The sequence below is a fragment of the uncultured Erythrobacter sp. genome, from assembly GCF_947499705.1.
Taxonomy (GTDB): domain Bacteria; phylum Pseudomonadota; class Alphaproteobacteria; order Sphingomonadales; family Sphingomonadaceae; genus Erythrobacter.
Genome location: NZ_CANMPJ010000001.1, coordinates 704,221 through 729,774, shown reverse-complemented (window position 1 = coordinate 729,774; position 25,554 = coordinate 704,221). Strand labels below are relative to the sequence as shown.

Annotated in this window: 36 protein-coding genes; 12 read left to right on the top strand and 24 right to left on the bottom strand. The window is 60.1% G+C overall.

All coding sequences use genetic code 11. The features are described from left to right. The first annotated feature begins 40 nt into the window (after nucleotides 1-40). Nucleotides 41-1,465 (top strand): succinylglutamate-semialdehyde dehydrogenase, encoded by a 1,425-nt coding sequence (astD, locus tag Q0837_RS03335; RefSeq protein ID WP_298465259.1) that lies wholly within the window; start codon nucleotides 41-43, stop codon nucleotides 1,463-1,465. A gap of 1 nt (nucleotide 1,466) precedes the next feature. On the opposite strand, the gene Q0837_RS03330 is transcribed toward astD, so the two are convergent. Then, complete coding sequence (locus Q0837_RS03330; protein ID WP_298465256.1) at nucleotides 1,467-2,186, bottom strand: hypothetical protein; 720 nt, start codon at nucleotides 2,184-2,186, stop codon at nucleotides 1,467-1,469. A 336-nt stretch (nucleotides 2,187-2,522) separates the two neighbouring features. Between Q0837_RS03330 and rarD the strand changes: the two genes are divergently transcribed. After that, nucleotides 2,523-3,452: an EamA family transporter RarD gene (gene rarD, locus Q0837_RS03325; RefSeq protein WP_298465252.1), complete on the top strand. Its 930-nt coding sequence runs from the start codon at nucleotides 2,523-2,525 to the stop codon at nucleotides 3,450-3,452. On the opposite strand, the gene pyrC is transcribed toward rarD, so the two are convergent. Next, nucleotides 3,449-4,486 (bottom strand): dihydroorotase, encoded by a 1,038-nt coding sequence (pyrC, locus tag Q0837_RS03320; protein ID WP_298465249.1) that lies wholly within the window; start codon nucleotides 4,484-4,486, stop codon nucleotides 3,449-3,451. The genes rarD and pyrC overlap by 4 nt on opposite strands. Before the next feature lie 67 nt (nucleotides 4,487-4,553). Between pyrC and Q0837_RS03315 the strand changes: the two genes are divergently transcribed. Beyond that, a complete protein-coding gene (locus Q0837_RS03315; RefSeq protein WP_298465246.1) occupies nucleotides 4,554-5,438 on the top strand; it encodes a hypothetical protein in 885 nt (294 codons plus the stop codon). A 5-nt stretch (nucleotides 5,439-5,443) separates the two neighbouring features. Beyond that, nucleotides 5,444-6,229: a folate-binding protein gene (locus tag Q0837_RS03310; protein WP_298465243.1), complete on the top strand. Its 786-nt coding sequence runs from the start codon at nucleotides 5,444-5,446 to the stop codon at nucleotides 6,227-6,229. 1 nt (nucleotide 6,230) lies between these two features. Here the strand turns inward: Q0837_RS03310 and Q0837_RS03305 are convergent, their stop codons facing one another. From Q0837_RS03305 to rplU, 4 genes are all read right to left on the bottom strand, one after another. Next, nucleotides 6,231-6,827 carry a TetR/AcrR family transcriptional regulator gene (locus Q0837_RS03305; RefSeq protein WP_298465240.1) on the bottom strand — a complete coding sequence of 199 codons (597 nt, stop codon included), beginning with the start codon at nucleotides 6,825-6,827 and terminating at the stop codon, nucleotides 6,231-6,233. Nucleotides 6,828-6,910: 83 nt separating this feature from the next. Continuing rightward, on the bottom strand, nucleotides 6,911-7,456 hold the full coding sequence (locus Q0837_RS03300) for a GNAT family N-acetyltransferase (RefSeq protein ID WP_298465238.1): 546 nt from the start codon (nucleotides 7,454-7,456) through the stop codon (nucleotides 6,911-6,913). A gap of 216 nt (nucleotides 7,457-7,672) precedes the next feature. Next, nucleotides 7,673-7,942, bottom strand: a complete 270-nt coding sequence (rpmA, locus tag Q0837_RS03295) for a 50S ribosomal protein L27 (RefSeq protein WP_298465235.1) — start codon at nucleotides 7,940-7,942, stop codon at nucleotides 7,673-7,675. Nucleotides 7,943-7,956: 14 nt separating this feature from the next. After that, the gene (gene rplU, locus Q0837_RS03290) at nucleotides 7,957-8,487 is read right to left on the bottom strand and encodes a 50S ribosomal protein L21 (RefSeq protein ID WP_298465232.1); all 531 of its coding nucleotides are present in this window, start codon (nucleotides 8,485-8,487) and stop codon (nucleotides 7,957-7,959) included. Nucleotides 8,488-8,706: 219 nt separating this feature from the next. Between rplU and Q0837_RS03285 the strand changes: the two genes are divergently transcribed. Both Q0837_RS03285 and Q0837_RS03280 read left to right on the top strand, forming a co-directional pair. Next, nucleotides 8,707-9,219, top strand: coding sequence for a hypothetical protein (locus tag Q0837_RS03285; RefSeq protein WP_298465230.1), 513 nt, complete (start codon nucleotides 8,707-8,709; stop codon nucleotides 9,217-9,219). Further along, nucleotides 9,216-9,914: a Crp/Fnr family transcriptional regulator gene (locus Q0837_RS03280; protein WP_298465228.1), complete on the top strand. Its 699-nt coding sequence runs from the start codon at nucleotides 9,216-9,218 to the stop codon at nucleotides 9,912-9,914. Before Q0837_RS03285 ends, Q0837_RS03280 begins: the two co-directional genes overlap by 4 nt. Before the next feature lie 42 nt (nucleotides 9,915-9,956). Here Q0837_RS03280 and Q0837_RS03275 read toward each other — a convergent pair whose 3' ends face one another. The 10 genes from Q0837_RS03275 to Q0837_RS03230 form a co-directional block, all read right to left on the bottom strand. Then, entirely contained in the window at nucleotides 9,957-10,412 is a 456-nt protein-coding gene (locus Q0837_RS03275; protein WP_298465226.1) for a hypothetical protein, read from the bottom strand. Between the two features lie 76 nt (nucleotides 10,413-10,488). Further along, on the bottom strand, nucleotides 10,489-10,932 hold the full coding sequence (locus tag Q0837_RS03270; protein ID WP_298465224.1) for a molybdenum cofactor biosynthesis protein MoaE: 444 nt from the start codon (nucleotides 10,930-10,932) through the stop codon (nucleotides 10,489-10,491). Between the two features lie 7 nt (nucleotides 10,933-10,939). Beyond that, a complete protein-coding gene (locus tag Q0837_RS03265; RefSeq protein WP_298465222.1) occupies nucleotides 10,940-11,182 on the bottom strand; it encodes a MoaD/ThiS family protein in 243 nt (80 codons plus the stop codon). Nucleotide 11,183: 1 nt separating this feature from the next. Continuing rightward, the gene (gene moaA, locus Q0837_RS03260) at nucleotides 11,184-12,230 is read right to left on the bottom strand and encodes a GTP 3',8-cyclase MoaA (protein WP_298465219.1); all 1,047 of its coding nucleotides are present in this window, start codon (nucleotides 12,228-12,230) and stop codon (nucleotides 11,184-11,186) included. After that, nucleotides 12,223-12,546 carry a Rossmann fold domain-containing protein gene (locus tag Q0837_RS03255; RefSeq protein WP_298465217.1) on the bottom strand — a complete coding sequence of 108 codons (324 nt, stop codon included), beginning with the start codon at nucleotides 12,544-12,546 and terminating at the stop codon, nucleotides 12,223-12,225. Before Q0837_RS03255 ends, moaA begins: the two co-directional genes overlap by 8 nt. Beyond that, a complete protein-coding gene (locus Q0837_RS03250) occupies nucleotides 12,546-12,929 on the bottom strand; it encodes a dihydroneopterin aldolase (protein WP_298465215.1) in 384 nt (127 codons plus the stop codon). Before Q0837_RS03250 ends, Q0837_RS03255 begins: the two co-directional genes overlap by 1 nt. After that, nucleotides 12,926-13,345, bottom strand: a complete 420-nt coding sequence (locus Q0837_RS03245; protein WP_298465213.1) for a hypothetical protein — start codon at nucleotides 13,343-13,345, stop codon at nucleotides 12,926-12,928. The genes Q0837_RS03250 and Q0837_RS03245 overlap by 4 nt, the downstream gene beginning before the upstream one ends. Then, nucleotides 13,342-14,229, bottom strand: a complete 888-nt coding sequence (locus tag Q0837_RS03240) for a class I SAM-dependent methyltransferase (protein ID WP_298465212.1) — start codon at nucleotides 14,227-14,229, stop codon at nucleotides 13,342-13,344. Before Q0837_RS03240 ends, Q0837_RS03245 begins: the two co-directional genes overlap by 4 nt. Next, nucleotides 14,229-15,656, bottom strand: a complete 1,428-nt coding sequence (thrC, locus tag Q0837_RS03235) for a threonine synthase (protein WP_298465211.1) — start codon at nucleotides 15,654-15,656, stop codon at nucleotides 14,229-14,231. The genes Q0837_RS03240 and thrC overlap by 1 nt, the downstream gene beginning before the upstream one ends. Before the next feature lie 41 nt (nucleotides 15,657-15,697). Next, nucleotides 15,698-16,045: a helix-turn-helix domain-containing protein gene (locus Q0837_RS03230; protein WP_298465209.1), complete on the bottom strand. Its 348-nt coding sequence runs from the start codon at nucleotides 16,043-16,045 to the stop codon at nucleotides 15,698-15,700. Nucleotides 16,046-16,092: 47 nt separating this feature from the next. Here Q0837_RS03230 and Q0837_RS03225 point away from each other — a divergent pair, with 47 nt between their 5' ends. Then, nucleotides 16,093-16,572: an SRPBCC domain-containing protein gene (locus Q0837_RS03225; RefSeq protein ID WP_298465207.1), complete on the top strand. Its 480-nt coding sequence runs from the start codon at nucleotides 16,093-16,095 to the stop codon at nucleotides 16,570-16,572. On the opposite strand, the gene Q0837_RS03220 is transcribed toward Q0837_RS03225, so the two are convergent. From Q0837_RS03220 to coxB, 8 genes are all read right to left on the bottom strand, one after another. Next, nucleotides 16,569-17,135 (bottom strand): SURF1 family protein, encoded by a 567-nt coding sequence (locus Q0837_RS03220; protein ID WP_298465206.1) that lies wholly within the window; start codon nucleotides 17,133-17,135, stop codon nucleotides 16,569-16,571. The two genes, Q0837_RS03225 and Q0837_RS03220, sit on opposite strands and share 4 nt — an antisense overlap. Then, nucleotides 17,132-17,515 (bottom strand): DUF983 domain-containing protein, encoded by a 384-nt coding sequence (locus Q0837_RS03215; protein WP_298465204.1) that lies wholly within the window; start codon nucleotides 17,513-17,515, stop codon nucleotides 17,132-17,134. Before Q0837_RS03215 ends, Q0837_RS03220 begins: the two co-directional genes overlap by 4 nt. A 19-nt stretch (nucleotides 17,516-17,534) precedes the next feature. Further along, nucleotides 17,535-18,410 carry a cytochrome c oxidase subunit 3 gene (locus tag Q0837_RS03210; RefSeq protein ID WP_298465202.1) on the bottom strand — a complete coding sequence of 292 codons (876 nt, stop codon included), beginning with the start codon at nucleotides 18,408-18,410 and terminating at the stop codon, nucleotides 17,535-17,537. Between the two features lie 30 nt (nucleotides 18,411-18,440). After that, on the bottom strand, nucleotides 18,441-19,037 hold the full coding sequence (locus Q0837_RS03205; protein WP_298465200.1) for a cytochrome c oxidase assembly protein: 597 nt from the start codon (nucleotides 19,035-19,037) through the stop codon (nucleotides 18,441-18,443). A 1-nt stretch (nucleotide 19,038) separates the two neighbouring features. Continuing rightward, the gene (locus tag Q0837_RS03200) at nucleotides 19,039-19,164 is read right to left on the bottom strand and encodes a hypothetical protein (RefSeq protein WP_298465198.1); all 126 of its coding nucleotides are present in this window, start codon (nucleotides 19,162-19,164) and stop codon (nucleotides 19,039-19,041) included. Next, nucleotides 19,161-20,105 carry a heme o synthase gene (locus Q0837_RS03195; protein ID WP_298465196.1) on the bottom strand — a complete coding sequence of 315 codons (945 nt, stop codon included), beginning with the start codon at nucleotides 20,103-20,105 and terminating at the stop codon, nucleotides 19,161-19,163. Before Q0837_RS03195 ends, Q0837_RS03200 begins: the two co-directional genes overlap by 4 nt. Nucleotides 20,106-20,203: 98 nt before the next feature. After that, nucleotides 20,204-21,919 carry a cytochrome c oxidase subunit I gene (gene ctaD, locus Q0837_RS03190; protein ID WP_298465194.1) on the bottom strand — a complete coding sequence of 572 codons (1,716 nt, stop codon included), beginning with the start codon at nucleotides 21,917-21,919 and terminating at the stop codon, nucleotides 20,204-20,206. A gap of 50 nt (nucleotides 21,920-21,969) precedes the next feature. Continuing rightward, entirely contained in the window at nucleotides 21,970-22,971 is a 1,002-nt protein-coding gene (coxB, locus tag Q0837_RS03185; protein WP_298465192.1) for a cytochrome c oxidase subunit II, read from the bottom strand. A 250-nt stretch (nucleotides 22,972-23,221) separates the two neighbouring features. Between coxB and pyrE the strand changes: the two genes are divergently transcribed. Genes pyrE through acpS form a run of 5 tightly spaced genes read left to right on the top strand, consistent with a single transcriptional unit; the run spans nucleotide 23,222 to nucleotide 25,554 of the window. Next, a complete protein-coding gene (pyrE, locus tag Q0837_RS03180; protein WP_298465190.1) occupies nucleotides 23,222-23,815 on the top strand; it encodes an orotate phosphoribosyltransferase in 594 nt (197 codons plus the stop codon). A 6-nt stretch (nucleotides 23,816-23,821) separates the two neighbouring features. Next, the gene (locus Q0837_RS03175; RefSeq protein ID WP_298465187.1) at nucleotides 23,822-24,562 is read left to right on the top strand and encodes a pyridoxine 5'-phosphate synthase; all 741 of its coding nucleotides are present in this window, start codon (nucleotides 23,822-23,824) and stop codon (nucleotides 24,560-24,562) included. After that, the gene (locus Q0837_RS03170) at nucleotides 24,549-24,848 is read left to right on the top strand and encodes a pyridoxal phosphate biosynthetic protein (RefSeq protein WP_298465185.1); all 300 of its coding nucleotides are present in this window, start codon (nucleotides 24,549-24,551) and stop codon (nucleotides 24,846-24,848) included. The genes Q0837_RS03175 and Q0837_RS03170 overlap by 14 nt, the downstream gene beginning before the upstream one ends. Continuing rightward, on the top strand, nucleotides 24,848-25,156 hold the full coding sequence (locus tag Q0837_RS03165; protein WP_298465183.1) for a hypothetical protein: 309 nt from the start codon (nucleotides 24,848-24,850) through the stop codon (nucleotides 25,154-25,156). The genes Q0837_RS03170 and Q0837_RS03165 overlap by 1 nt, the downstream gene beginning before the upstream one ends. Next, nucleotides 25,153-25,554, top strand: a complete 402-nt coding sequence (acpS, locus tag Q0837_RS03160) for a holo-ACP synthase (protein WP_298465180.1) — start codon at nucleotides 25,153-25,155, stop codon at nucleotides 25,552-25,554. Before Q0837_RS03165 ends, acpS begins: the two co-directional genes overlap by 4 nt.

Sequence of the window (25,554 nt, the reverse complement as noted above, 5' to 3'; positions counted from 1 at the left end):
AAAGCGCGATAAACCCGCCGGAAAAAGAACGACTGAGGCGATGACCGAAACTGCACCTGACAACACACTGATTTCTTACGCGCCTGCCACCGGTGAGGAACTGTGGCGCGGCGAGCATGGCGACGTGGCTGAGGCCGTTAGTCGCGCGCGCCGAGCGTGGCCTGAATGGGCCGCCCGCCCGCTCGCCAATCGCATCGAGATGATGCGCCGCTTTGCGAACCAGGTGCGCAAGGATGCCGACCAGCTTTCCGAATTGATCGCCAACGAGACCGGCAAACCGCTGTGGGAAGCGAAGACCGAAGTCGATGCGGTGATCAACAAGGTCGAATTCTCGGTTCAGGCCTATGCCGAACGGACCGGGAAAAAGAAGCTCGACAGCGCTCTAAATGGTAGCGCAGCTGTAAGGCACAAACCGCATGGGGTCATGGCGGTGCTCGGTCCATATAACTTCCCCGCACACCTGCCCAACGGTCACATCGTTCCCGCGCTGATCGCGGGGAACACGATCCTGTTCAAACCTTCGGAAAAGACCCCGGCTGTCGGCGCGAAGCTGGTCGAGTGTTTCCACCGCTGCGGGGTTCCGGCTGACGTCGTGCAACTCGTGATCGGCGGTCCTAACGAAGGCAAAGCCCTGGTCGCACATCCCGGCGTAGACGGGGTCCTGTTTACAGGTTCTGCACAGGCGGGGATTGCGATCAACCGCAAGCTCGCGGCCAATCCAGGCAAGATTGTAGCGCTGGAAATGGGCGGCAACAATCCGATTGTCGTCGCCAACACGCCCAAGGTTACCGACGCTGCCGCGCTGATCGTGCAAAGTGCCTTCACCACGGCTGGGCAGCGCTGCACTGCCGCGCGCCGCTTGATCGTCATCGAAAGCATGGTCAAACCGCTGATGGCCGAGCTTCTGCCCCTGACGAAGAGCCTGCTTGTCGGTGGTCCGATGGATGAGCCTCAGCCGTTCATGGGCCCGGTGATCGACAACGATACGGCCGAGCGGTTGGGCGCTAGCTTCATTGAATTGGTTGCGGCGGGCGGGAAAGCGCTCACACATATGCGCCGCACTGAGCCGGACAAGCCATTCCTCACACCCGGCATCATCGATACAACCGACATCGCAGATCGCCCGGATATCGAGCTGTTCGGCCCGATCCTGCAGGTGATCAGAGTGCCAGATCTCGATGCCGCGATTGCGGAAGCCAACAATACGCGCTTTGGCCTCTCCGCGTCGCTGATAGGCGGATCGCCTGACGATTACGCCCGGTTCTGGGCCAATATCCGTGCGGGTATCATCAACTGGAACCGCCCGACAAACGGAGCCTCTTCAGCCGCGCCCTTCGGCGGTATCGGTCTTTCGGGGAACCATCGCCCCGCCGCATTCTACGCCGCCGATTATTGCGCTTATCCAGTCGCCAGTACCGAATTGGAGCAACCGCGCGCCAATATCAGTGTCGGCCTCAAGGAATAGATCAGCGCTGCCAGTAGATCAGGTCGACCGCGCTCATATTGTTGGGAGCGGGACGTGCGTGGACGATAAACTGAGTGCTGCCCCGTGAGGCTCGCACGATCTGCTCGGGCTTGCTGAAACGTTCGACCCGCAGCTGTGCCCGGTGCGCTCGATTGTAATGATACTCCAACGCGTCCTCGATCGTTGCGGGCGTCAAATACCGGACCACCCGCACCGAACATCCACTCGCGCTGCCGCCAGCAGCCTGCTGCACCATGCCATGCGGCATGACCTGCGCTGCGTCGGGCAGCCGCGCCGCCCATTCGAACCCCTCGCTCAAACTCTCTGTGCAGGCCGCAGGTCCGCCAATCGCATTGATCATGCCCGGGGCTGTTGTCTCGCCGGCAAGCGATCCGACCCCTTCCCCGATCGCTGCGTTCGGCAGGTCAAGAACCGATCCCGCTTCCAGCAATTGAAGGCGTGCTTCTTCGCGGGCACGCTGGGCTGCTTCGTCACTGCCTTCAAACAGAGGCAGTGCATGGTCGTGGCGTATTGTGATCGCCGCATTGGCCTCATTACGATAGGCCAGGTCAGGATCGACCATCAGCGGATCATTGAGCGCGCGCGCGAGCAGAGGATCACTGCTGACTGCAGAACTGGTGCCGTCGGACGCTGCCTCATCTCCGCAGGCGGCAAGCATCAGCGGTGGTAGAACGGCCAGGATGATCGGGCGAAATTTCATGCTCCCCGCTATGCCGACACTTGGTTAATTTTCGCCTTGCCCGCAGTACGCTCGCCGCGTGTGCGAACCCGAAAGACGAAAACGCCCCCATACCGCGTTGGGCATGGGAGCGCTTTCCGCGGCTGGTGGATGCCGCGCCCAGACCATTGGTGGGAATGGCCCAAGATGGGAGGAGAGAGCCGCAGATTGGGGAGAGTTCGGCCCTCTCGATTCGGTCATTCATTTATAGAAGTCTCAACCTGAATGACCTGACAGCGAAGGTGAAAGCCAGCGTTCAGTATGGTTGCGTGATGTATCCTTGCACCGCGTGCAGGCCAGGCCTACGGGCCGCTATCCATGGCAAACTCCGCAGCCCCCTCCCCCGCCACAGCGGACAGCCAGCCTTCGGGCCTGCCGGCTGCGCTCGGCGCCTACATCATCTGGGGCTTTCTGCCGGTCTTCCTGCTGCTTGTAGTCAGCGTGCCGCCGTTCGAATTTGTCGGCTGGCGGATCATCTGGACGCTGCCGTTCTGTCTGCTGATCGTCGCCTTCCGCAAACAGTTTGGGGAGCTGCGCAAGGCTTTCTCGGACGCACGGACGATGGTGATGCTGCTGTTCAGCGCGCTGCTCATCGCGGCAAACTGGTTCGTCTACGTTTGGGCGATTATGCAGGAACAGGTCTATGCCGCCAGTCTCGGCTATTACCTCAACCCGCTGCTCAATGTGCTGCTCGGCACTCTGCTACTCGGAGAGAAACTGTCGAAGTTGCAGTGGCTGGCTGTTGCAATCGCGGCATTGGCCGTGGCGCTGCTCGCAGCAGGAGCGTTGACGACTTTGTGGATTAGCCTCAGCCTAGCTCTCAGCTTTGGCCTCTATGGCGTTGTTCGCAAACAAGTCTCGGTGGGATCGCTTCCCGGACTGACAATTGAGAGCGCAATTCTGTTGCTTCCCGCTGCGGGGATCGTGTGGTGGTACGCGCAAAGCGCAGCAGGCTCGGCCTTCGGAAATGACGCATTCCTTAGCGCCGTGATTGTATTTTCGGGCGTGGTGACGGCAGTTCCGCTGCTCCTGTTTGCTTTGGCGGCGCGGCGCATGAATTACTCCACGCTCGGCTTCATCCAATACCTTGCTCCGACGATTGTGTTCTTGGTGGGACTGACCGTGTTCGAAGAGGAGCTGAAGCTCGCTCAACTCGGCAGTTTCGTACTGATATGGATTGCAGTGGCGATCTTTGCTGCAGATCTTTGGGCGCGCACGCGGCGCGCGAAAGCTTCTGCCACTGCTTAGCCGACGAAGAGCCAACTCAGCGTCTTGCCTCCATGCCAGGGCACGATTTCCTCACCCACCAACTCAAGCGTTTCGGGCACGGCGATCTCAACCCGCTCCAGCGTCACCTGATCTTCATTAACGGGCAGTCCGTAAAAAGCCGGCCCGTGTAGGGAGGCGAAGCCTTCGAAATGCTCCAGCGTACCTTCCTGATCGAACACAGTCAGATAGCTTTCGAGCGCATTCGGCGCGTTGAAGATACCTGCACAGCCGCACGAAGTTTCCTTGGCACTGCGCAGATGCGGTGCGCTGTCGGTGCCGAGGAAGAATTTGGGCGAGCCTGATGTGGCGGCTTTGCGCAACGCTAAGCGATGGGTCTCGCGCTTGGCGACCGGCAGGCAGTAATTGTGCGGCTGAATTCCGCCCACCAGCATCGCGTTGCGGTTGATGTGCAGATGCTGCGGCGTGATTGTCGCCGCGACGTTTTCCCCCGCGCTCTGGACGAAGGCAACCGCATCCAGTGTGGTGATGTGTTCGAACACCACTTTCAGCCTCGGGAATCTCTGGACGATGGCTTGCAGGTGCCGCTCGATAAACTCCGCTTCGCGGTCGAAGACGTCGATATCGGCATCGGTGACCTCGCCGTGCACGCACAGCACGATTCCTTCGGCCTCCATGCGCTCAAGGACCGGATAGATTTTCTCCACATCGCTCACACCATCGGCGGAGTTGGTGGTCGCATTTGCGGGATAGAGCTTGGCCGCAGTGAACACGCCCTCCGCGTGGCCGCGCGCAAGATCATCTGCGTCGGTTGTGTCGGTGAGATAGCAGGTCATCAGCGGCGTGAAATTCGTGCCCTCGGGTACGGCAGCCAATATCCGCTCACGATATGCCGCCGCCAGAGCCGCCGTCGTAACCGGCGGCGATAGGTTCGGCATCACGATCGCCCGGGCAAACTGGCGCGCGGTGTAAGGCACCACGCCGCGCATGATGTCGCCATCGCGGAAATGCAGGTGCCAATCATCGGGGCGGCGGATCGTCAGTCTGTCGGTCATGGCGCGAGCCATAGGCAGGTGCGGTTTCACTTTCCAGTGCGCGCGCAGCCGACTAGGGGATTGGGCCATGACCACCATCGGATTTCTGGCCTGCGAGACCACCCTTCCTGGCGCTGGCGAGCGACGCGGCGACGCGTTTGAACACGACCTGATGATCCGCGCGATCGAGCCAGCCTTCGTCGCCGCTGATCTGGATTTACGTATCATCGACTGGGAAGCGGAACTGGCGGCGTTCGATGGTGTCGATCTGGTGATGCTCGGCACGGCGTGGAACTATCAGGATAAGCACGACGCCTTTTTGACTAAGCTTGATGCGCTGGCGGAGCGCGGCATCGCCGTCTGCAATTGTCCCGAAATCGTCCGCTGGAACGCGACCAAGACCTATCTGCGCGATCTTGCCGAAGCCGGCGCTCAAACAATCCCGACCTTGTGGCGTGAGGAAGTGACCGCCAAGGGCGCGTTAGAGGCAATGGAGACGTTCGATTGCGATCGTATCGTCGTGAAGCGTCAGGTCGGAGCGGGGGCTTTGGGACAAGAATTGCTGTCGCGCGGTTCACTGCCCGATCGCGATTGGACATTCGGCCATCCCGCGATGCTGCAACCTTTTCTCCCCGCGATTGCTGAGGAAGGCGAGCTGTCCTTCATTTTCATCGGGGGCGAACTGTCGCATGCATTGCTTAAGCGGCCAGCCGACGGTGATTACCGCATCCAATCGCTCTATGGCGGGCGCGAGAGCGTGCATCAGCCCTCACCAGAGGAAGCCGCCGCTGCGTCGACAATCCTGGCCAGCATTCCATTCGAAACGCCGCTCTATGCCCGGATCGACATGCTGCGCGATACGGACGGAACGCTGCTGGTTATGGAAGCCGAGATGATCGAGCCCTATCTCTATCCCGAACAAGGGCCGGAGCTGGGCGAACGTCTGGCGCGCGCCATAGCTGAGAGAGTGTAATCGAAGTGACCGCCACACGTCTGAAAAATCGTGCAATCGTTCGCCTCGCTCCGCTCGAGGAGGCTGAGAATGTGCGCGAATTCCTGCAAGGCCTCGTGACCAACGATGTATCATGCAATCTGCCGGTCTACGCTGCGCTCTTGTCGGCGCAGGGTAAGGCAATGTTCGACTTCTTCGTCTGGGATGGTGGTGATGGCGCTCTGCTGCTCGATTGCGAGGCAGACACTGCCGACGATTTGGCCAAGCGGCTATCGCTGTATCGTTTGCGCCGGAAGATCGAAATTGTTGTCGATCCAAGAGTTCAGGTTCGGTGGGAACTCCCTCAACACCAGAGCGGCCTGATCGATTCATCGCCGAGTGGAGCCGCTACAGACCAACACACGCTTTTCGCAGCAGATCCGAGATTGCGAGACTTAGGCTATCGATTGATCGTTGAGGCAACGGACGACGTGGTTTACGCCGATGATGCCTATCTCGCTCACCGCCTTTCACTGGGAATTCCTGAAGGCCGAGCCGAATTGGGCGATATCCTTTGGCTCGAAACCAATGCGGTCGAACTCAATGGCGTGAGCTTCGAAAAGGGCTGCTACATCGGACAGGAAAACACCGCGCGGATGAACTGGCGGCAAAAGGTCAATCGGCGGCTGGTCGTGGTCCCGCTGGAGGCCTCGCAAGACAAGCGCCAGAAGGTCGCATACCCCGAATTGGGGTTTGCAGTAGATCACTTGCGCGTCGCCGATCTCGATCCAGCCACCCTGCCCGAATGGCAGCGCGCCGGGATCGCGGATTGACCTAACCCTGCTGGAATTCCTCCATCGAGGCTTCGAGCATTTTTTCCGCCCTCTCGCGAGCTGCATCGCGCGGAAGTCCAAGCGACTTCGCCAGGGCTCCGCCGATCAAGGCATCACCCAATGCCAGCAGCACCAGGTTCAAAGTGTCGCGATGGACGCGCATTTCGTCATCGCAATGATCGGCCTCTTCGGGGGCGATCTCATCGACCAACTCATGGATTGTCGCGATGATCGGCGCGAGCGCATCCTCATTTCCGGTGAGCAGCATCCAGCTCGTTAGCGCGCCTGCCCCCTCGCGATCAAAAGCATCGAAAGCCAGATCGACCACTTCACGCGCCGACCCCAGCCCAGCGCGGCTCGCGTGCACCGCTTCGATGATCGTCTCGCACACGGTCTTGGCAAGGTGCTCCGCCAACGCCTTCTGCAAGCCGGAAGCCGAGCCGAAATGGTGCAGCAGATTGGCATGCGTACGACCGATCCGCCCAGCAACTGCTTTCAGCGTAACCGATTGCGGGCCTGTTTCGATCAGCAACGCACGCGCCGCTTGCAAAGCGACTGCACGCGATTCTTCGGGACTTAACCTCTTGCGATCACTCATATCCGCATTCGATTAGGCAAAGTTGCGGAGAGGAGCAAGACGCCCCTCCCCGACTGTTGCTCTATTCCGATGCTCGTTGCGCTTTAGGCCGCGCGCCTTTCGGTCAACATATCGCTTTCCAAAGTGCGCTCATATTCAGCGGTCGGTGCCTCTTCGCCGCGCCCGCAGCTGTGCCGCGACACAATTCTGCCGGTCGGCTCAAAACCAAGCTTGCGCAGCACCTTGCCCGAGGCAGGATTGTCGAGGAAATGCGACGCGACGACGCGTTGGTGGCCCAGCGATTGTGCGATTTCGAGAACCGCATGCCCGGCCTCGGTCGCAAAGCCCTGACCCCAAAACGGACGAGCGATCCAGTATCCTAGCTCGATCGCATCGGCGTACTCTTCATCATCGATGTCGAGCCCAATGCAGCCAACGACGACGCCATCTGCCGCTCTTGTGATCAGGAAGCGCGGCTCCGTTGGAGCGATAGCGCGCGCTGCGAAGGCGCGAGCGTCTTCTTCGTTGTAAGGCCAGGGGGCGCGGGCAAGATTCCGCACCACGCCTTCATCGGCGATGCCGCCGAATATGCCCTGCCAATCCTCGGGCCAGATCGGCCGCAAGAGCAATCTTATGCTGCGATGGAACATCGTTGCCTCTCCTCATCGAAGTGCTCCGCCCCACACGGGTTCGATAGAGCCCGTATGTGACGAATTCAATTGACGAACCTGAATTCGACAATCGGAGAGGGAAAACGAAAAAGGGAGACTGGCCCCCTGTTACCAGGAAAGCCCTATCTCCCTCTCGAGTGCCGGTTATTTCCGGCTAGGACCGTCCTGATGGACGATCCTTTTTGAACCGTCCGGTTATTCGGCTGCTTCCGCCATAATGTCTACTGACACGAATTTGCGGCCAAGCTTGCCTTTGTGGAATCGCACCACGCCATTGCCGAGCGCGAACAAGGTGTGGTCCTTGCCCATGCCAACATTGGTGCCTGGGTAGAATTTGGTGCCACGCTGTCGCACGAGAATATTGCCGCCGATCACGTCCTGACCGCCGAACTTCTTCACACCAAGGCGGCGACCTGCTGAGTCGCGACCGTTACGCGATGAACCGCCTGCTTTTTTATGTGCCATGGTTCAGTTGCCTCTTACTTGGTTTCGTCTTTGGCTGCCGGCTTCTTGGCCGGAGCTTTCTTGGCTGCGGGCTTCTTAGCCGGAGCCTTTTTTGCGGCAGCAGCCTTGGGAGCTGCTTTGGATTCGGTCGCCTTCTTGGCAGGAGCCTTTTTCGCTGCAGGCTTCTTGGCCGGTGCAGCCTTGGCCTCTGCGGCGTCGTCCTTCTTCGGAGCAGCTGCCTTCTTGGCCGGAGCTTTCTTGGCAGCGCCGGTGCCAACATCGGTGATGCGCAGCAGCGTCATCTGCTGACGGTGACCGGCCTTGCGGCGATAGTTGTGACGGCGACGCTTCTTGAAAACGACAACCTTCTCACTCTTCGCCTGAGCGATAATCTCAGCCGAAACGGTGACCTTGGAAGCGTCGGCGACACTGTCGCCCTCGCCAGCCAAAAGGACATCACCCAGGGTGACGGTATCGCCCGCTTCACCAGCGAGTTTCTCAACGGCAATCTTGTCTCCGGCGGCAACCCGATATTGCTTGCCGCCCGTGCGCACTACAGCGAACATGGCTTTATACTCTCAATCTTGGCTGTGTTCGAATGCATGAGATAATCCCACACCTGCCGAACAGCAATGCGGCGCCGCCAATATGCAGCGCCGGAAAGATGGGTGCCGTTAAGGGAATGGGTCTGCCAAGTCAACGGGAAGATGGCGACAAATTGATATATGACGCCTTGCATGGTGCCTTTGCCGGACCAGCGCGTCATGTTAGATGAATTTCGGATCATGAGACACAAATTCCATCAATTTTCCGCAGTGGCGCTCGCTTTTGCGCTGCTTTCGGGCTGCGCGGGTAGCAGCGATCAATACCCTTCGCTCGCGATCCGCGATACTGAACGGGCCGTTGGGCAATTCACTCCTACGCAGGCGAATGACGAAGCACCGCCGACTCGCGCTCCGGCTTCTGCGCAGGACATCGCGCAATTAGTTGAGCAAGCTTCCGAATCGCATAAGGCGTTTCTCTCGGCGCAGTCATCAGCCGGTCGCCTGGTTTCGGGCGCACGTGGTACAAGCGCAGAAAGTGACGCCCGGGCGCGGGCTTTGGTCGCTCTAGCGGACCTGACCTCGAAGCGTAGCGACACTGCGATTGCGCTTGGCGATATCGATCTGCTTGCGGCCCAAGGGAAGACGGAGTTTTCAACATCCGGAGATCTTGAGGCTGCGCAGACGCTGGTCGCAGATATTGTTGATCAGCAGGACCGCGCGCTTGCGGCATTGTGGGGGCAATTGGAGCGATGAACCTCGCCTGCGCCACATGTCCGGTAAAAGAAACCGCCGCCTGCTCGGTATTGTCAGAGCAGGAGCGCGACGCGCTGGCGGCTGCGGGCCGGACTCGCATGTTGAAGCGCGGGGAGATGTTGTTCGCCGCTGGCGATGAAGATGCCGCCTGTGCGACTCTGGTCACCGGAGCACTCAAAGTCTCGGCGATCGATGCCGACGGAAACGAACAAATCCTCTCGCTCGTCCATCCTTCGGGATTTGTCGGAGAGCTGTTTGCGCCTTTCGCCCATCACGATGTGGTCGCGCTGACCGAGAGCAAGCTGTGCACCTTTGGCCGCCGGGACATCGAGCGCGCGCTTGATGAATACCCTGCCCTCGCCCGTGCATTGCTGCGCCGCAGTCAGGAAGATCTGCTTGCGACACGCTGCCTGCTCGAACTGACAGCCAATGCCAGTGCCGAAGCCCGGCTCGCGGCGCTGCTGCACGATTTTGCTGCCGCCGCCAGCACCTCGTCCTGCCACCTCGCAGAGGAATTCGAGCTGCCGCTGACACGCGGCGAAATCGCCAATATGCTCGGCCTGACGATCGAGACGGTCAGCCGCAAGCTCGGCGAGCTTGAGGAACTCGGAGCGATCAGACGCAAAGGAAAGCGCGGGATCGAACTGGTCGACCCCGCGCAATTGCAAGCCATCTCCGGAAGAATCGGGGACTGATCGTCCGGAGGCCTGCTCCCCCCAACTGCAAATCTCAGTTAGTCAGACCAGCGCGGCAATCGTAACCGCAGCCAGTCCCCACAGCACAATCAGCACCGGAAGGATCAGGACCTGAATGGTCGCATCGCGCGGAGCAAGGCGTCCGGTGTTGGTCATAATTCCCGTGGCGCCGAATTGGCCCATGGTCAGCGGATCGGTATCGTTCGCCTCAAGTCCATTCTTCTTGAGCCGGGTCCAGATCGCCGGAACACCGAACGCCGCGACGATGAAGAGCGCAAAAATCGCCATCGGGATTATGAGGACTGGGTTTGCAAAAGCAGCGCCCGTGATCGCCAGAAAAGCGAGATAGCAACCAGCGGTCGCGACAAAGAGGCCGGTGGGCAGCTCGAAATTGCGATCGACTTCGACCTGATGGCGCGGCGCCGTGGCCTTTGCCACCGGTGCCTCCACGATACGGGCCTCACCGCGGGCGATAATGTCGTTGACCTGTTTGCTCATCAGCTATCTCCTTCGTTGATGAAGGGATTGCCGCAGCGCGCGAGAGCGCACCTTGATCCAGATCAAATTTGGCGAATTATTCCGCCCAGCGCGCCAGATCGCCGTGATCTTCGGCGCGCGGTTCGATCCAGTGCCACTCACCGTCACGCAGTTCTCGTTTCCAGAACCAGGCCGCGCTCTTCAGGTGGTCCATGCAGAAATCGACTGCCTCGATGGCGCTCCGACGGTGGCGCGCAGCGGCAGAAACGCAGACAATCGGTTCGCCGGGCTGCAGTTGGCCGGTGCGATGAAGCATCACCAGACCCATCAGATCAAACCGCACTGCAGCGCGCTCAGCCAGTTCTTCCATGGAAGGCAGCGTAAGCGGCTCATAATGCGACAGTTCAAGCGCTTCGACACCTCCGCTCCGCACCTTGCCCACGAACGTGGCGATACCGCCTGCATCGGGGGTCTGCGCGGTTAACGCGTCGATTGCTGGGTTAGGGTCGAAAGCCTCAGAGAGCAGGCGAACATCTCGCACCGCGTTCTCAACCGCCGCTGACGGGCGGAAGCAACGCGACCTCGTCACCATCCTTGGCGGCGAGCGCCCTTTTGTCCGTGAGCACCTTGCCGCCGCAGGCGATGTTGACCCGATCCGACTGCAATTGCTCGGCGATTTCCGGGCCTACTGCTGCGAGCAATCCAGCCCAATCCAGAGGAGCGGCGACCTCTCGGCTGTCTTCACCAGCCATATCGCGAAGCGGCCCGAGAAATATGATCGTCACCGCCATGTCAGCCGCCTGTCATCGACATATGGCGCGGCTGCGCCGGCTCTGCGCCGCGTTCATCCATGCGGAAATGATGGCGTTCGGGCTTGATCGTCATGGCCTCGTCCAGCGCTTTGGCGAGGTTCACCTGTGGTTGGTCGGAGCGCAGCGCACCGCGCAGATCGACCCGCTCGCTGCCGCCGAGGCAGGGATAGAGTTGTCCTGTCGCTGTCACCCGCAAGCGATTGCACCCGGCGCAGAAATTGTTGGTCAGCGGTGTGATCATCCCGAGCCGACCGCCAGTTTCGGCAATATCGGTGTAACGCGCCGGGCCGCCGGTGTTCGCGTCGTTGTCTGTCAGTGTCCAGCTCTTCTCCAACCGCTGGCGAACCTCGCTGAGCGGCAGGAAGTGGTCTAGCCGGTCCTCTTCGACCTCGCCCAGCGGCATGACTTCGATCAGCGTGACCTCGTGCCCCTGCCCGTGTGCCCAGGCGATCAGATCGGGCAGTTCGTGCTCGTTGATATCTTTCAGCGCGACAGCGTTGAGTTTCACCTTAAGCCCCGCCTCACTCGCCGCCCGTATCCCATCGAGAACCTGCGGCAATGCATCGCGCCGGGTCAGTTCGGCGAACTTGTCGCGGTCCAGCGTGTCGAGCGAGATGTTTACACGCCGCACGCCCGCCTTGGCCAGCGCATCGGCATGATCTGCCAATTGCGTCGCATTGGTTGTGAGTGTCAGCTCTCTGAGGCCGTGTCCCAATCTCCGTCCAAGCGCTTCGAACAGATCGATGATATCCCGCCGGACGAGCGGCTCACCTCCGGTTATCCGGATTTTGTCGACCCCGCGATCGATGAAACCCGTGGCAAGCTCGAACAATTCCTCCAGCGTCAGCACTTCCTTCTTGGGGAGGAAGGTCATCCGCTCTGGCATACAATAAGAACAACGCAGATCGCAGCGATCCGTCACCGAGAGCCGCAGATAGGTGATCCGCCGCTTGAACGAATCCACCAGCGGGGCTGGCGTGCCGTCGACGGCGATCAGATCGGGTTTGCGGATGGAAACGTCACTCATGGGCAGCAAGGTACTGCCCCGTGACGCCCGGCGCATTCCTCAAATATGTGAGCATTTCCTGTGCCGCGTCCGGATTGCTCGCGCCCATGACATTGACACGTTTCGGCGTTTGCGCCCGCGCCAGATCGCGCGCCAGCGTCCGGCGCCAATCGTCGTGATCCGGCCCAGCCGCGGGCAAGGCGATCACCAGCGACTTCACATTCTCACCGCCTAGCAATTCCAGAGTCCTGTCGTAGTGATCATCAAAGAAGGCTTTAGCAGCGGCGAGCGAGCTTTCATGCAGGTCGCCAATCGTCTGGACCACCTGCTCCGCCATCAACCGTGATCCTGCGCCGAACGCTCGCGGTGGAGCGTGATACCAATCTTCTCATTCGCCTCAGCAATGGCGAGCTTCACGATCTTCACGGTTACCGCCTGAACGCGCTTGTCCTGCACGAACAGCGTCTCGCAAATGTGATCGCCGACCGCTTCGATCAGTTTGAAATGCACACCTTCAGGCAGATGTTCGGCGGCGAATTTCAGATCCATGTAGTTCTTGGACGCATCAAGCGGCGTATCAGGTTCATAGTGAACCGCGACATCATAGCGCACCTGAATCGTAATCCGCAGCGGCTGCGGTTTCCCCGTCTCCTCGGAATAGATGCCGGTGAGGACATCGACTTCGAGATCGGCAACTTCGAGGATCAGCGAATCGTTCATTCGGTATCGGCTTTCATGGCAACGCAGCGTCCGCGAACCGCCTGCATCAAACGCTCGGCATCCGCAAATGTATCGAGGCCCGAGATCGAAAAAGACTGTTCCAACATGGGCGTTTGGATGCGCGGGCGGACAAGGATTGATCCCTCCACGGATATCTCTGCCTGCTCGCCAACGCTTGCCGAAGTCAGCGCGGCCATTCGCGCGCCCGCCGATTCCGTCAGGGTCAGATTGATGGTCGGGTAGCCCAGATAATTTGCCTCAATCCTGGCTGTGACGACCGTATCCGTGCAAAGCTCGATCTCTTGACTCGCACCGGAACCCTCGTCGCCAACCATGCGAAAGATCGCAGGCGGCGAATCCGTCGCTGACATGTCGGGCACATAGACCATCAGAAACGGAAACAGCGGCAGGATCACGGATTGCTCCAGCGCGCAAAAATTGCGGTGGGGAGCAAGCGTCCACCTTCGCCGTCCTCCCGCACCGCGAGGTCGCCATATTCGATAGTGCCGGGCAAGTGGCTGAGCTTTTCCTTGAGCAGACCGGCTAGAGCGAGACTGCTCATCCGCACTGCATAGACGGTGAGGAACAGGAAGCGGCTTTCGGCATCGAGCAATTGGGCGCAGTCGCCAATAAGGTCCGGCAATCCCTCTTCCAAACGCCATGTTTCGTTTTTGGGCCCGCGTCCGAATTTCGGCGGGTCGAGGATAATACCGTCATACCGGCGTTCGCGGCGAACCTCGCGTGCGGCGAATTTGGCCGCGTCGTCGACAAGCCAGCGGATCGGGCGATCCTCCATACCTGAGAGAGCGGCGTTCTCGCGAGCCTGAGCGACCGATTTTTTCGACGCATCGACATGGGTCACCCGGCCATGCTGGCTAAGCGCCAACGAACCCAGACCGGTATAGCCAAACATGTTCATTGTCTCGGCGTCGCCGCGACCAGCAAGGCGCTCCCGCATCCAGTCCCAGACCGGAGCCATATCGGGAAAGAACTGCAGGTGCCGAAAAGGCGTAGGCTGCGCGGTGAAGCGCACTTCGTTCCACGCCAATTCCCAGCCTTCTTCGGGCGGCTCGCGATCGAACACCCAGCGCCCGCCGCCATCTTCGTCTGATCCGGGAACAAACTCGCCATCGGCAGGCCATTCGGAAAGGCGCGGTTGCCACATCGCCTGTGGCTCGGGGCGGATGAAGGAGTATGGGCCGAACGCCTCCCATTTGCGCCCTGCCCCGCTATCGATCAGGCGATAGGCGTCCCAACCCTCGCACTCCATCACCAACGGTTGAGCGGCGATTTCAGCCATCAGGCGGCAGGGCTGGCCGCGTTTTCGAGGACGAAGCTGCGCGACGTTTCATAGTCACCGGCCAATTCGACGAAATGCTCCTCGCGCCCAAACAAATCGCCAACGCGCGAAGGCAGCGGAGGACGCACTCCGATCGCGCGCTCCACTGCATCGCTGAATTTGGCAGGATGCGCGGTGGCGAGCGTTACAATGGGAACACCCTTGGCAATCAATCCGGTTTCTGCCGCGGCAAGACTGGCATGCAGGCCGACGCCTGTGTGCGGGTCGATCACCTGATTGGCGTTGCGCTGCGCCCATTGCAGCGCGCGGGCGGTTTCGGTTTGATCGGCGCGCATGCTGGTGAACAGCTTGGCCGCTCCTTCGCGCTGGCTGTTGGTGAGCTGCATGGCTTTCGACGCTTCGAAGCCGCGCATCTGCTCCGCCATCGCAGCGCCATCGCGGCCTTCCCCGGAGTCGGTAAGGTCGAATAGCAGCCGCTCGAAATTGGAGCTGACCTGAATGTCCATCGACGGCGTGATTGTCGGCGTGGTTGTGCCGGCTGAGTAGTCACCATCAGAAAGCGCGCGGTGCAGGATGTCGTTGACGTTGGTCGCGACAATCAAGCGCTCGATCGGCAGGCCCATTTGCGCCGCGACATAGCCCGCGAATACGTCGCCGAAATTGCCCGTCGGCACCGAGTAGGCCACCGTACGATCCGGCGCGCCAAGTTGCAGTGCGGAGTAGAAGTAATAGACCACCTGCGCCATCAGCCGCGCCCAGTTGATGGAGTTCACCGCGCCTAGGTTCAGTGGACCATTCACCTCAGGGTCGGAGAACATCGCCTTCACATGGCGCTGCGCATCGTCAAAGCTGCCTTCGATTGCGATGTTGTGCACATTGGGCGCGCGCACTGTGGTCATTTGGCGGCGCTGCACTTCGCTCACCCGCCCCTTTGGGTGCAGCATGAATATCTCTGTCCGGTCGCGCCCCGCCACTGCGTTGATGGCAGCCGAGCCGGTGTCGCCGCTGGTCGCCCCAACAATCGTCAGACGCGCATCGCGGCGCGCAAGAAACGTCTCAAACAGGTGGCCAAGCATCTGGAGCGCCACGTCCTTGAACGCCAGCGTCGGGCCGTGGAACAGTTCGAGCAGCCATTGGCTCTCGTCCATCTGCACCAGCGGGGTGACGGCGGCGTGGCCAAAGTCGCCATATACCGTGTTGCACAGCCCATCGAGCTCATCATCGGTCAAACTACCTGCGACAAATGGACGCATGATCTCGGCGGCTAGCGCCGGGTAAGGCAAGCCGCGCAGGTCGCGGATTTGGGCTTCCGTCAGGCGCGGCCATTCGCGCGGCAGGTACAATCCGCCGTCGTTGGCCAGACCAGCGAGGGTTACCCCTTCGAAATCGAGTGTGGGCGCGCTGCCCCGTGTGGAGACGTATTCCATGTTGCGGTGCGGTTAGCGGGGTGCGCACGTGTGGGCAATGCTCAGGCGGCAGTTTCCGTATGCTCGCCCTGCTCCAGCGCTGCTTTCAAGCTGGAGAGGTTCTTGGCTGCGCGCGCAGCATGCGGCCCAATCCAGCGTTCGTGGATCGCCTGAATCGGCATCGCATCGAGATAATTGAACCGTTCGCGTCCCTTGCGAACCGAAACGATCAGATCGCCGCGCTCGAGGACGCGCAGGTGCTGCATCACGGTGCATCGGTCGAGCTCAGGGAAGCAGGCGCACAATTGCTTGGTGGTGAGCGGGCGCAATTTCAGTTGGTCGCAAATCTCCCGGCGCACCGGATTGGCGAGTGCTTTGAAAACAAGGTCGAGATCGTGATCGTTTGACATGTTATATTTTTATAACATAATGGATCGCGACTCAAGGGAGAAGCGTGATGGATATCAATTTCAGGGTAGCGGGCCGGATCGCGAAGCCCGTGGAGGAAGTGTTCGAGGCGGTGGCTAACCCAGACACACTCTCGCAATTCTTCACGACTGGGGGCGCGAAAGGACGGCTTGAAACCGGCGTCACAGTGCTGTGGAGCTTTGCCGAACATCCGGGCGAATTTCCGGTGAAAGTCATCGAAGTGGTGCCCAGCAAGAAGATAGTTTTCGAATGGCAGGGATATGAGGGGAAGCACGGCAAGATAGGCGCCGAGATGGTCGAGGCAGATTATCCAACCACCGTCACCATGCTTTTCACTGCGACCGACGACGGCCGAACGCTCGTCCAGATCGTCGAAGAAGGCTGGCCGCAGAGACCCGAGGCGCTGCGCGGTTCCTATGGCAATTGCGAAGGCTGGACGATCATGCTGCTGGCGATGAAATCATGGCTCGAGCATGGCATCGACATCGGCAAGGACTTGTACAGCTAGGTGCGCTTTGTGGCTCTGCTCCGAAGTGCAAATCCGTAAATCACCAGCGCAGTGAGCGCGAAGAAGAACCACTGCCCGGCATAGGCGAGGTGGTTGTTTGGCAGGTCGTTGGGGTCGGGTTTGGCTAGCGGTTCGAGGTCGGCGAGTGGGGGATCCGCAACTATCTTCCCGGCCGCGTCCACAATGCCCGTGACTGTGCCACCCTGGAATTCAGGCGCAGCAGGATCACGTGCCCAGCCCAATGCCACTTCGACCCCTGCTCCGGCGTCGCACTCGGCAATATGGGCGAAGCCCTTTGCCCCGCGCGCGCTCGTACCCGCCGTGCTGCGCATCGAGTTTACAGCGGTGCAATCAAGTGTGACGCGAGTGAACATCTGCTCGTCCTGCCACGCACTGTCCGTACGCAGAGGAGCCGCTTCGACCTCAGACGGAATTGCCGCAAACCGTTCGATCATCTCGAATTTCTCTTCCGAGCGGCCCAACTGCCAGAACCCAAGCCACACCATCACACCTGCAGCTGCGACGACAAGGACAGTCGGGATGATAGGGATCGCGCGGGTCATGGCTCGATAGCGCCCTTCTCAGCGCGAATCTCATATTGACGGTAAAGCAGCACAGTCTTGTAAAGCCGCAAGGTTCCAATCACGACAGCCATCGTCACAGGCGCCCAGACCACCACTTGCAGCCAGAAGGGCGGACGCAGGTAAATGTCAGCCGCCATCGCCAACCCGATCAGCAGCGCCGCGACCATGATGGTCACCAGCCCAGCAAGCCGTCCGCCGCGCTCCAATTCGGTGAGAGCCAATCCGCATTTGTCGCAGGACAGCGCGATCCGCGCGGGAGCCTCGAACAAAGTCGCAGCCCCGCACTTGGGGCACAAACCAGAAAGGGCAGCCGAGACCAATCCCGGCTGCCCTTTGTCTGTGTTCGGACCCTCAACCATCAGGCAGAGTCCAGCGGCATCAGTGGTATTCAGCGCCCGCGCCGCCCCAGATGTAGATGGCGATGAACAGGAACAGCCATACGACATCGACAAAGTGCCAGTACCACGCAGCCGCTTCGAAGCCGAAGTGCTGGCGCGAAGTGAAGTGGCCGATGTAAGCGCGATAGAGGCACACGGCGAGGAAGATGGTTCCGATCAGAACGTGGAAGCCGTGGAAGCCGGTCGCCATATAAAACGCCGAGCTGTAGGTGTTGCCGCCAAAGCCGAACGGAGCAACGCTGTACTCGTAGGCCTGGATGGCGCTGAACAGGATGCCCAGTGCCACAGTCGCCCACAGACCTTGCTTCAGTCCATCGCGATCACCGTGAATCAGCGCGTGATGCGCCCAGGTTACGGTCGTGCCCGAGCAGAGCAGGATCAGCGTGTTGAGCAGCGGCAGGCTGAACGGATCGAGCACTTCCATGCCATCGGGCACGAGAGTGCCCAGACTGGTGACGCCCTCTGTGATGAACAGGTTGCTCGTCGCATCGGCCGCCGCATCATATTGCAGCGGCGCGGGGAACAGCGCGAAGTCGAAGAAGCTCCAGAACCACCCGACGAAGAACATCACTTCCGATGCGATGAACAGGATCATGCCATAGCGCATGTGGAGCTGCACCACTGGCGTGTGATCGCCGCGCTGGGCCTCCATCGTGACGTTCTTGAACCACATGAAGAAGGTGGCGATCAGGCCAGCAAGGCCAGCCCACATCACAATCGACCCGGCCGCGCCGAACACATCCGGATAGAAATTCAGCACCATACCGCTGGTGAAAGCCAGCGCCGACATCGAGCCAATCAGGGGCCAGATATCGGGTTCGAGGATGTGAAAGTCGTGGTTTACTTTGCCGCCCATGATGGTGTTCCCGTCCCTAGGTGCGTGTGATCAATTCGAACGATCGAGCGCCGAGGATACGGGCTCTTTCGCGCGGTGAAAAGTGTAACTGAGTGTAATCTGCTCGACGTCCGCCATGAACTCGTCTTCGCGGATCGCCGGATCGACGTAGTACAGAACCGGCATGTTGACTTCCTGACCCGGCTGCAAGGTCTGCTCGGTGAAGCAGAAGCACTGGATCTTGTGGAAGTATTTGCCCGCCTGCGAAGGCTCGACGTTGAACGTTGCGGTGCCGGTGATTGGCTTGTCGTCGTGGTTCTTGGCGACATAGGTCGCGATGTCGCGCTGGCCGATCTGGACGGTATCGGTCGATTGTGCCGGACGGAAAGTCCACGGCACGTCGAGCGCGGTTGAAGCATCGAAGCGGATCGACATCATCTCGCCCGTCGCAGCCGACGCGGCAAGGCTTGCGTCCACTTCGCTCGCGACCTGTGTCGTCCCACCGAAGCCGGTGACCTGGCAGAACAAGCGGTAGAGCGGGACTGAGGCAAATCCGAGCCCGACCATCGCCGCAGCACCGAGCAGCGCGAGCATGCCGGTGCGCAGGTTTGCGCGCTCGAGGTTCGAACTGGCGGTCACGGTGTTCATATCACTCGCCGAGCCTCGCAATCGTGATCGCGTAGAACAGCACGGCGAAGAATAGCAGCGTTCCGCCAACCACAAGGTTGCGGCTTTTCTGGCGCCGTTTGACTTCGGTTTCTTCTTCCGGGGTCATGCGAGCAACCCCTGAGCGGCGAGCACGCGATCTGCAACCAGAGCCGCGAACAGGATGAAGAGATAGTAGATGCTGAATTTGAACAGCCGTTTCTCTTCCACCATCGCGTCTTCCGCAGCGCGCTCACGTGTGAACACCGGAATGGCGAGCGCCAGAAACAGCGCCGAGAGGACTACGGCAACGCTGCCATAGACCCACGAGGTCGCACCGATGGCCCACGGTGCAATTGCAATGGGCGCGAGCAGCACGGTGTAGCCGAGGATCTGATTGCGCGTGACACGCTCGCCCGCGACAACCGGCAGCATCGGAATGCCGACCTTGGCGTAGTCCGACTTCATAAACAGCGCGAGCGCCCAGAAATGCGGCGGCGTCCAGAAAAAGATGATCGCAAACAGCAGCACCGGCATCATCGTAATCTCGCCAGTGACAGCGACCCAACCGATGAAGGGAGGGAACGCGCCCGCCCCGCCGCCGATAACGATGTTCTGCGGGGTGCGCGGTTTAAGCCACATCGTATAGACCACGGCGTAGTAAATGATCGCGACGAGCAGGCTGATGGCGGCGAGCCAATGCACCGCAACGCCCATCATCCCAACAGACACAGCGGACAGGAAAATTCCGAAATCGCGCGCATCCTCGCGCCGCATCCGGCCCGTGGGAAGCGGGCGATTGGCGGTGCGCTTCATGCCCGCATCAAGATCGGCTTCCCACCAATGGTTGAGGGCAGCCGAGCCGCCCGCACCCATTGCGATCGCGAGGATCGCCGTGAAACCGATAACGGGGTGAATGCTGCCCGGTGCAGCCAGCAAACCGCAGATACCGGTGAAGATCACCAGCGTCATCACGCGCGGCTTGGTTAGCGTGAAAAAATCACGCCATTCGGCCGGGAGCGCAGTCGCGCCCTCTGTTGCCGATGCCTTCGTGTCTGCGGTTGCGTCCATAATTCTGTGTCAGTGCTTTTATCTGGAGAGAGCGCACCGTGGCGGCGCGCTCCCTCGATTATCTGCTTGTTGGTCAGCGAGGATTTCCCTCGCCGACATCACTCAGCGGGCTGAGCCGCCGGGCGGTGATCGTGGTAATCGTGATGATCTTCGATCACCGGAAGCGTTTCGAACTGGTGATATGGCGGCGGGCTTGGCAGCGTCCATTCGAGCGTGGTTGCACCTTCGCCCCATGGGTTGTTGCCCGGCTTGCGGCCAGCCATCAGCGCGTAGCCGATGTTCACGAAGAACACGAGCATAGACGCCGCCATCACCACGTAGCCGTAGGTGCTGATTTCGTTCCAGTATGTGTAGGCTTCGGTGTAGTCCGGATAGCGTCGTGGCATGCCTTGGAGGCCGAGGAAGTGCTGCGGGAAGAAGATGATGTTCACACCGATGAAGAAGCCCCAGAAATGAATGTGGCTCAAGAGTTCGGAGTGCATCTTGCCGCTGATTTTCGGGAACCAGTAGTAGAAGCCCGCGAACAGTGAGAACACCGCACCCATCGACAGCACGTAGTGGAAGTGAGCGACCACATAGTATGTGTCGTGGAGGTTATCGTCGATGCCGCCATTGGCGAGGATCACGCCGGTGACACCGCCAACGGTGAACAGGAAGATGAAGCCCATCGCCCAGACCATCGGTGACTTGAACTCCATTGAACCGCCCCACATCGTGGCGATCCAGCTGAAGATCTTCACGCCCGTAGGCACGGCGATGACCATCGTCGCAGCGGTGAAATACATCTTCGTGTTTACGTCGAGACCGACGGTATACATGTGGTGCGCCCACACGATGAAACCGACGACACCAATCGCGACCATGGCGTAGGCCATGCCGAGATAGCCAAACACTGGCTTGCGGCTGAAGGTTGCGACGATCTGCGAAATCATGCCGAAGCCCGGCAGGATCATGATGTAGACCTCAGGGTGGCCGAAGAACCAGAACAGGTGCTGGTACAGAACCGGGTCACCGCCACCGGCGGGATCGAAGAAGGTCGTGCCGAAGTTACGATCGGTCAGCAGCATCGTGATAGCCGCGGCAAGCACCGGAAGCGCGAGCAGCAGCAGGAATGCCGTGACCAGCACCGACCACACAAACAGCGGCATTTTGTGCAGCGTCATACCCGGCGCGCGCATGTTGAAAATGGTGGTGATGAAGTTGGTTGCACCCAGGATCGAACCAGCGCCCGCCAAGTGCAAGGAGAAGATCGCAAAGTCGACCGCAGGCCCCGGAGCGCCCGTTGTCGATAGCGGTGCATAGACTGTCCAGCCTACGCCTGCGCCGGTGGCAGCGCCACCCGGCACGAACAGCGAGAATAGCAGGCTCATAAAGCCGGCCACGGTCAGCCAGAACGAAATGTTGTTCATGCGCGGAAACGCCATGTCCGGCGCGCCGATCATCAGCGGCACGAACCAGTTGCCGAAGCCGCCAATCATTGCCGGCATGACCATGAAAAAGACCATGATCAGGCCGTGTGCGGTGATGAACACGTTCCACATGTGCAGCGCAGCGTTCGTGTCGCCGGGCGTGTTGCCCATGAAGTCAGCCCAGAATTGCAGATACTGGATGCCAGGCTCGGCCAGCTCGGCGCGCATGATGCCCGAGATCGCCCCGCCGATAATCCCGGCGAAAATCGCAAAGATCAGATACAGCGTGCCGATATCCTTGTGGTTGGTCGACATGAACCAGCGGGCGAAAAAGCCTGGCTTGTGATCCGCGTCATGCGCGTGATCATCGTGGTGGGCGTCGAAACCTTCTGCGGTGGTAGCCATCGTTCGGATTCTCTCAGGTTCGGTTCGTATTCAAAAGTTCGTATCGGCGATCAGGCGGCGGGTTCTTCAGCAGGCTCAGCTGCTTCTTCACCTTCAGCGCCCTCAGCGGCTTCTTCTGCGGGGGCCGCTTCTTCGGCACCCGGCATGCTGCCGCCCTGCTCAAGCACCCAAGCCTCGAATTCGGCGGGCGGCAGAGCCTCGACAGCGATCGGCATGTAAGCGTGACGCGTGCCGCACAGCTCGGAGCACTGGCCATAATAAACGCCCGGCTCTTCGATAGTCAGCAGCTTCTCATTCAAGCGGCCCGGCACGGCGTCCATCTTGAACCACAGCGACGGCACGGCGAAAGCGTGGATCACGTCGGCAGCAGTGGTCTGGATACGCAGCGGAACGCCGGCCGGCACAACCATGCGGTTGTCGACGGCGAGTTGAGCCGGTTCGCCATTCGAAATTGCGTCCGCATCCGAAAGCATGTTCGAGATGATCTCGACATCGCCGTGGTCGGGATAGGTGTAGCCCCAATACCACTGATAACCAGTTGCCTTGATGGTCACAGCATCTTCAGGCGGAGTCTCGTATTGCGCGGCCAAGAGCGAAATCGATGGCACCGCGATCACCACGAGGATCAGCACTGGAACAACCGTCCAGATCACCTCAATCGCCGTATTGTGCGTGGTACGCGATGGTTCAGGGTTCGCGCGGCGATTGTAACGCAGCACCACGTAGAAAAGCAGGCCGAGAACGAAAATGCTGATCACGAAGACGATCGGCAACAGAATGATGTCGTGCATCCACAGCGCATAGGCGCCATCTTCGGTATACTGATCCTGGAAGCTCATCGACTTGAGCGCGTCGTCTTCGAAAGCAGTAGGCATGCCCTTGCCTTCGGTCGGAGCCATCGGAGTGTAGGCGCCTGCTGCCCCGGCCGGAGCGGCTTCAGCCGCAGGTGCAGCTTCCTCAGCCACCTCTTGCGCAATTGCCGCTTGCGGTGTCGCCAGTCCGGCAAACACCATGCCCAACGCTGCAATCAGCGCCATTGCCCCAAATTTCATACGGGTGTGCATTTGACCCATCATAATGTGCCTAAATCGCTTTCGATTTGATCCCATACTGCGGCCACTTTCATCCGATCACGGTCGAAGCGCTCGCAGCGTTTTCGCCGACATTTCTGCCAGCTTCCCGGCCCCCTTAGCCGCGCTTGCCGAGTGCCTCAAGCGCTTCTAGGGAGAAAAATATGCAAGCGGCCATGTGGCACGCGCAAGTTTATGCAACCATACGCAAATTGCAGGGATTTCACTGACAATGTCCGCCAGTCTTACCACAGAAGCCGTGCTTGATGAATTCCGTAGCTGCGACGCGCTTCTCGAAGGGCATTTCAAGCTCTCTTCGGGTAAGCATAGCGGACACTACCTACAATGCGCGCGAGTACTGATGAATCCGGCCCGGGCTTCACGCCTTGCCGAAGCAACCTGTGCAAAAATCCCATCAGACCTGCTCGAATCGATAGATGTGGTGGTCTCTCCCGCGATGGGAGGAATCATCATGGGCCATGAGGTTGGCCGCGCGCTCGGCAAGGATGCGCTGTTCCTGGAACGCCCTGAAGGCACGTTTCATTTGCGGCGGGGATTCGCACTGGAACCGGGCGCGAAAGTGCTGATGGTCGAGGATGTTGTGACCACCGGCCTTTCCAGCCGCGAAGCGATTGCCGCAGTGGCGCGCGAAGGCGGCGAAGTGCTGGCCGAATGCTCGCTGGTCGACCGCTCAGCCGGTTCGGTCGATCTCGGCGTGCCGTTCTATCCGCTCGTCGCGATCGATTTCCCGACCTATGATGAAGACAGCATCCCCGAAGAGCTTGCCCGCGTAGCTGTGACCAAGCCGGGCAGCCGAAAGGAATAGCCGCGCATGACCAATCCCTTGCGTCTGGGCGTGAACATCGATCACGTCGCGACAATCCGCAATGCGCGCGGCGGCGACCATCCGGATCCGGTCCGCGCGGCGGAGATTGTGGCGGCGGTTGGCGGCGACGGAATTACCGCGCACCTGCGCGAAGATCGCAGGCATATCCGTGACGAAGATCTCGCGCGGATACAGGAAGCGACCAATCTGCCGCTCAATCTAGAGATGGCAGCCACCGGCGAAATGCTGGAAATCGCACTTCGGCACAAACCGCATGCTGCCTGCATCGTGCCAGAGAAACGCGAAGAACGCACCACCGAAGGCGGATTGGACGCAGCAGGTCTGCACAACACTTTGGCGCCGATTGTGGATGAACTGCGCGGCGCAGGCATTCGTGTTTCGCTCTTCATCGAAGCGCATGAACGTCAGCTCGACGCCGCCCTGCGTCTCGGTGCGCCGGTGGTCGAATTCCACACCGGAGAATATGCCCACGCCTTTCTCGACGATGACAGCGAAAGGCTCGAACGCGAGGTGCGCAAAATTTCGGACATGGCGGCATTGGCGGCCAAGAACGGGATCGAACCGCATGCGGGCCACGGCCTGACCTTCGAGAATGTCCAGCCGATTGCGGCGATACCGCAGATCGCCGAACTCAATATCGGTCACTATCTGATCGGCGAAGCGGTGTTCACCGGCTTGGAACCAGCAATCCGGCGCATGCGCGAGTTGATGGATGAGGCACGCTGAATTGACGGACGAGGAGCTGCCCGAACTGACCAGCGAACAAAAACGCTGGGCATTTGGCGCGGCGGCCCTGTTCCTGCTGGCAATCGGCTTTCTGGGCTATGCTTTGCAATCGGGCGTGATGCAGGTCTTCGCGGTTGGTTGGATCGCCTTGCAGATTTTCGGCTATGTCGGCTCGCTCAAATTCGCCAAGGGCGATTTCGCCAGTCCGCTGTTCAAGAGCCAGGTGATGCTGCACGTCATTGCAGTTATGCTGCTCGGCGCGCTCGTGTTTAGGGGGCCGGCCTAATGGAGCAGGAAAAGCGTTCCAGCTGGCCTCTCGTGCTGATGCTCCTGTGGTACGGACTATTGCTCGCTGGATCGGCGCTTGTGCTGCTGATGGGTCTGATGTTCGGATCAGAAGTGTATCGCGGCCGCCCGATGCCCTTCGTGGAATGGGCAATAATTCTCGGACCATTCGTGGTCAGTCTTGCATTGCTGCTAGGAACGATCTTCCTCTGGAACACTGGGCGACGCACAATCGCCTATGCACTATGCGGGCTCACGCTGATTGCAGCGCCAATATTGCTGTTAGGCGCAGGAGCACTTGGAATATGATCATCGGCCTCGGCTCTGACCTCTGCAATATCGAGCGGATAGCCAACTCGCTCGATCGATATGGCGAACGGTTCGAAAACCGCGTTTTCACCGAGATAGAGCGTGCGAAAGCTCGCAAGCGGCCCTTCACAATTGCAGGGACCTACGCGAAGCGCTTCGCTGCCAAAGAAGCGTTCAGCAAAGCGGTCGGCACGGGCTTTCGGCGCGGCGTGTTCATGAAAGACATCGGCGTAGTGAACGCACCGTCTGGCGCTCCGACCCTCGCATTGGCGGGCGGAGCGGCAAATCGGCTTGAAGAAATGATCCCGCCGGGCCATGAGGCCCACATTCATCTTACCCTAACCGACGACCATCCATGGGCGCAGGCATTCGTGATCATCGAAGCACGCGCACTCTGA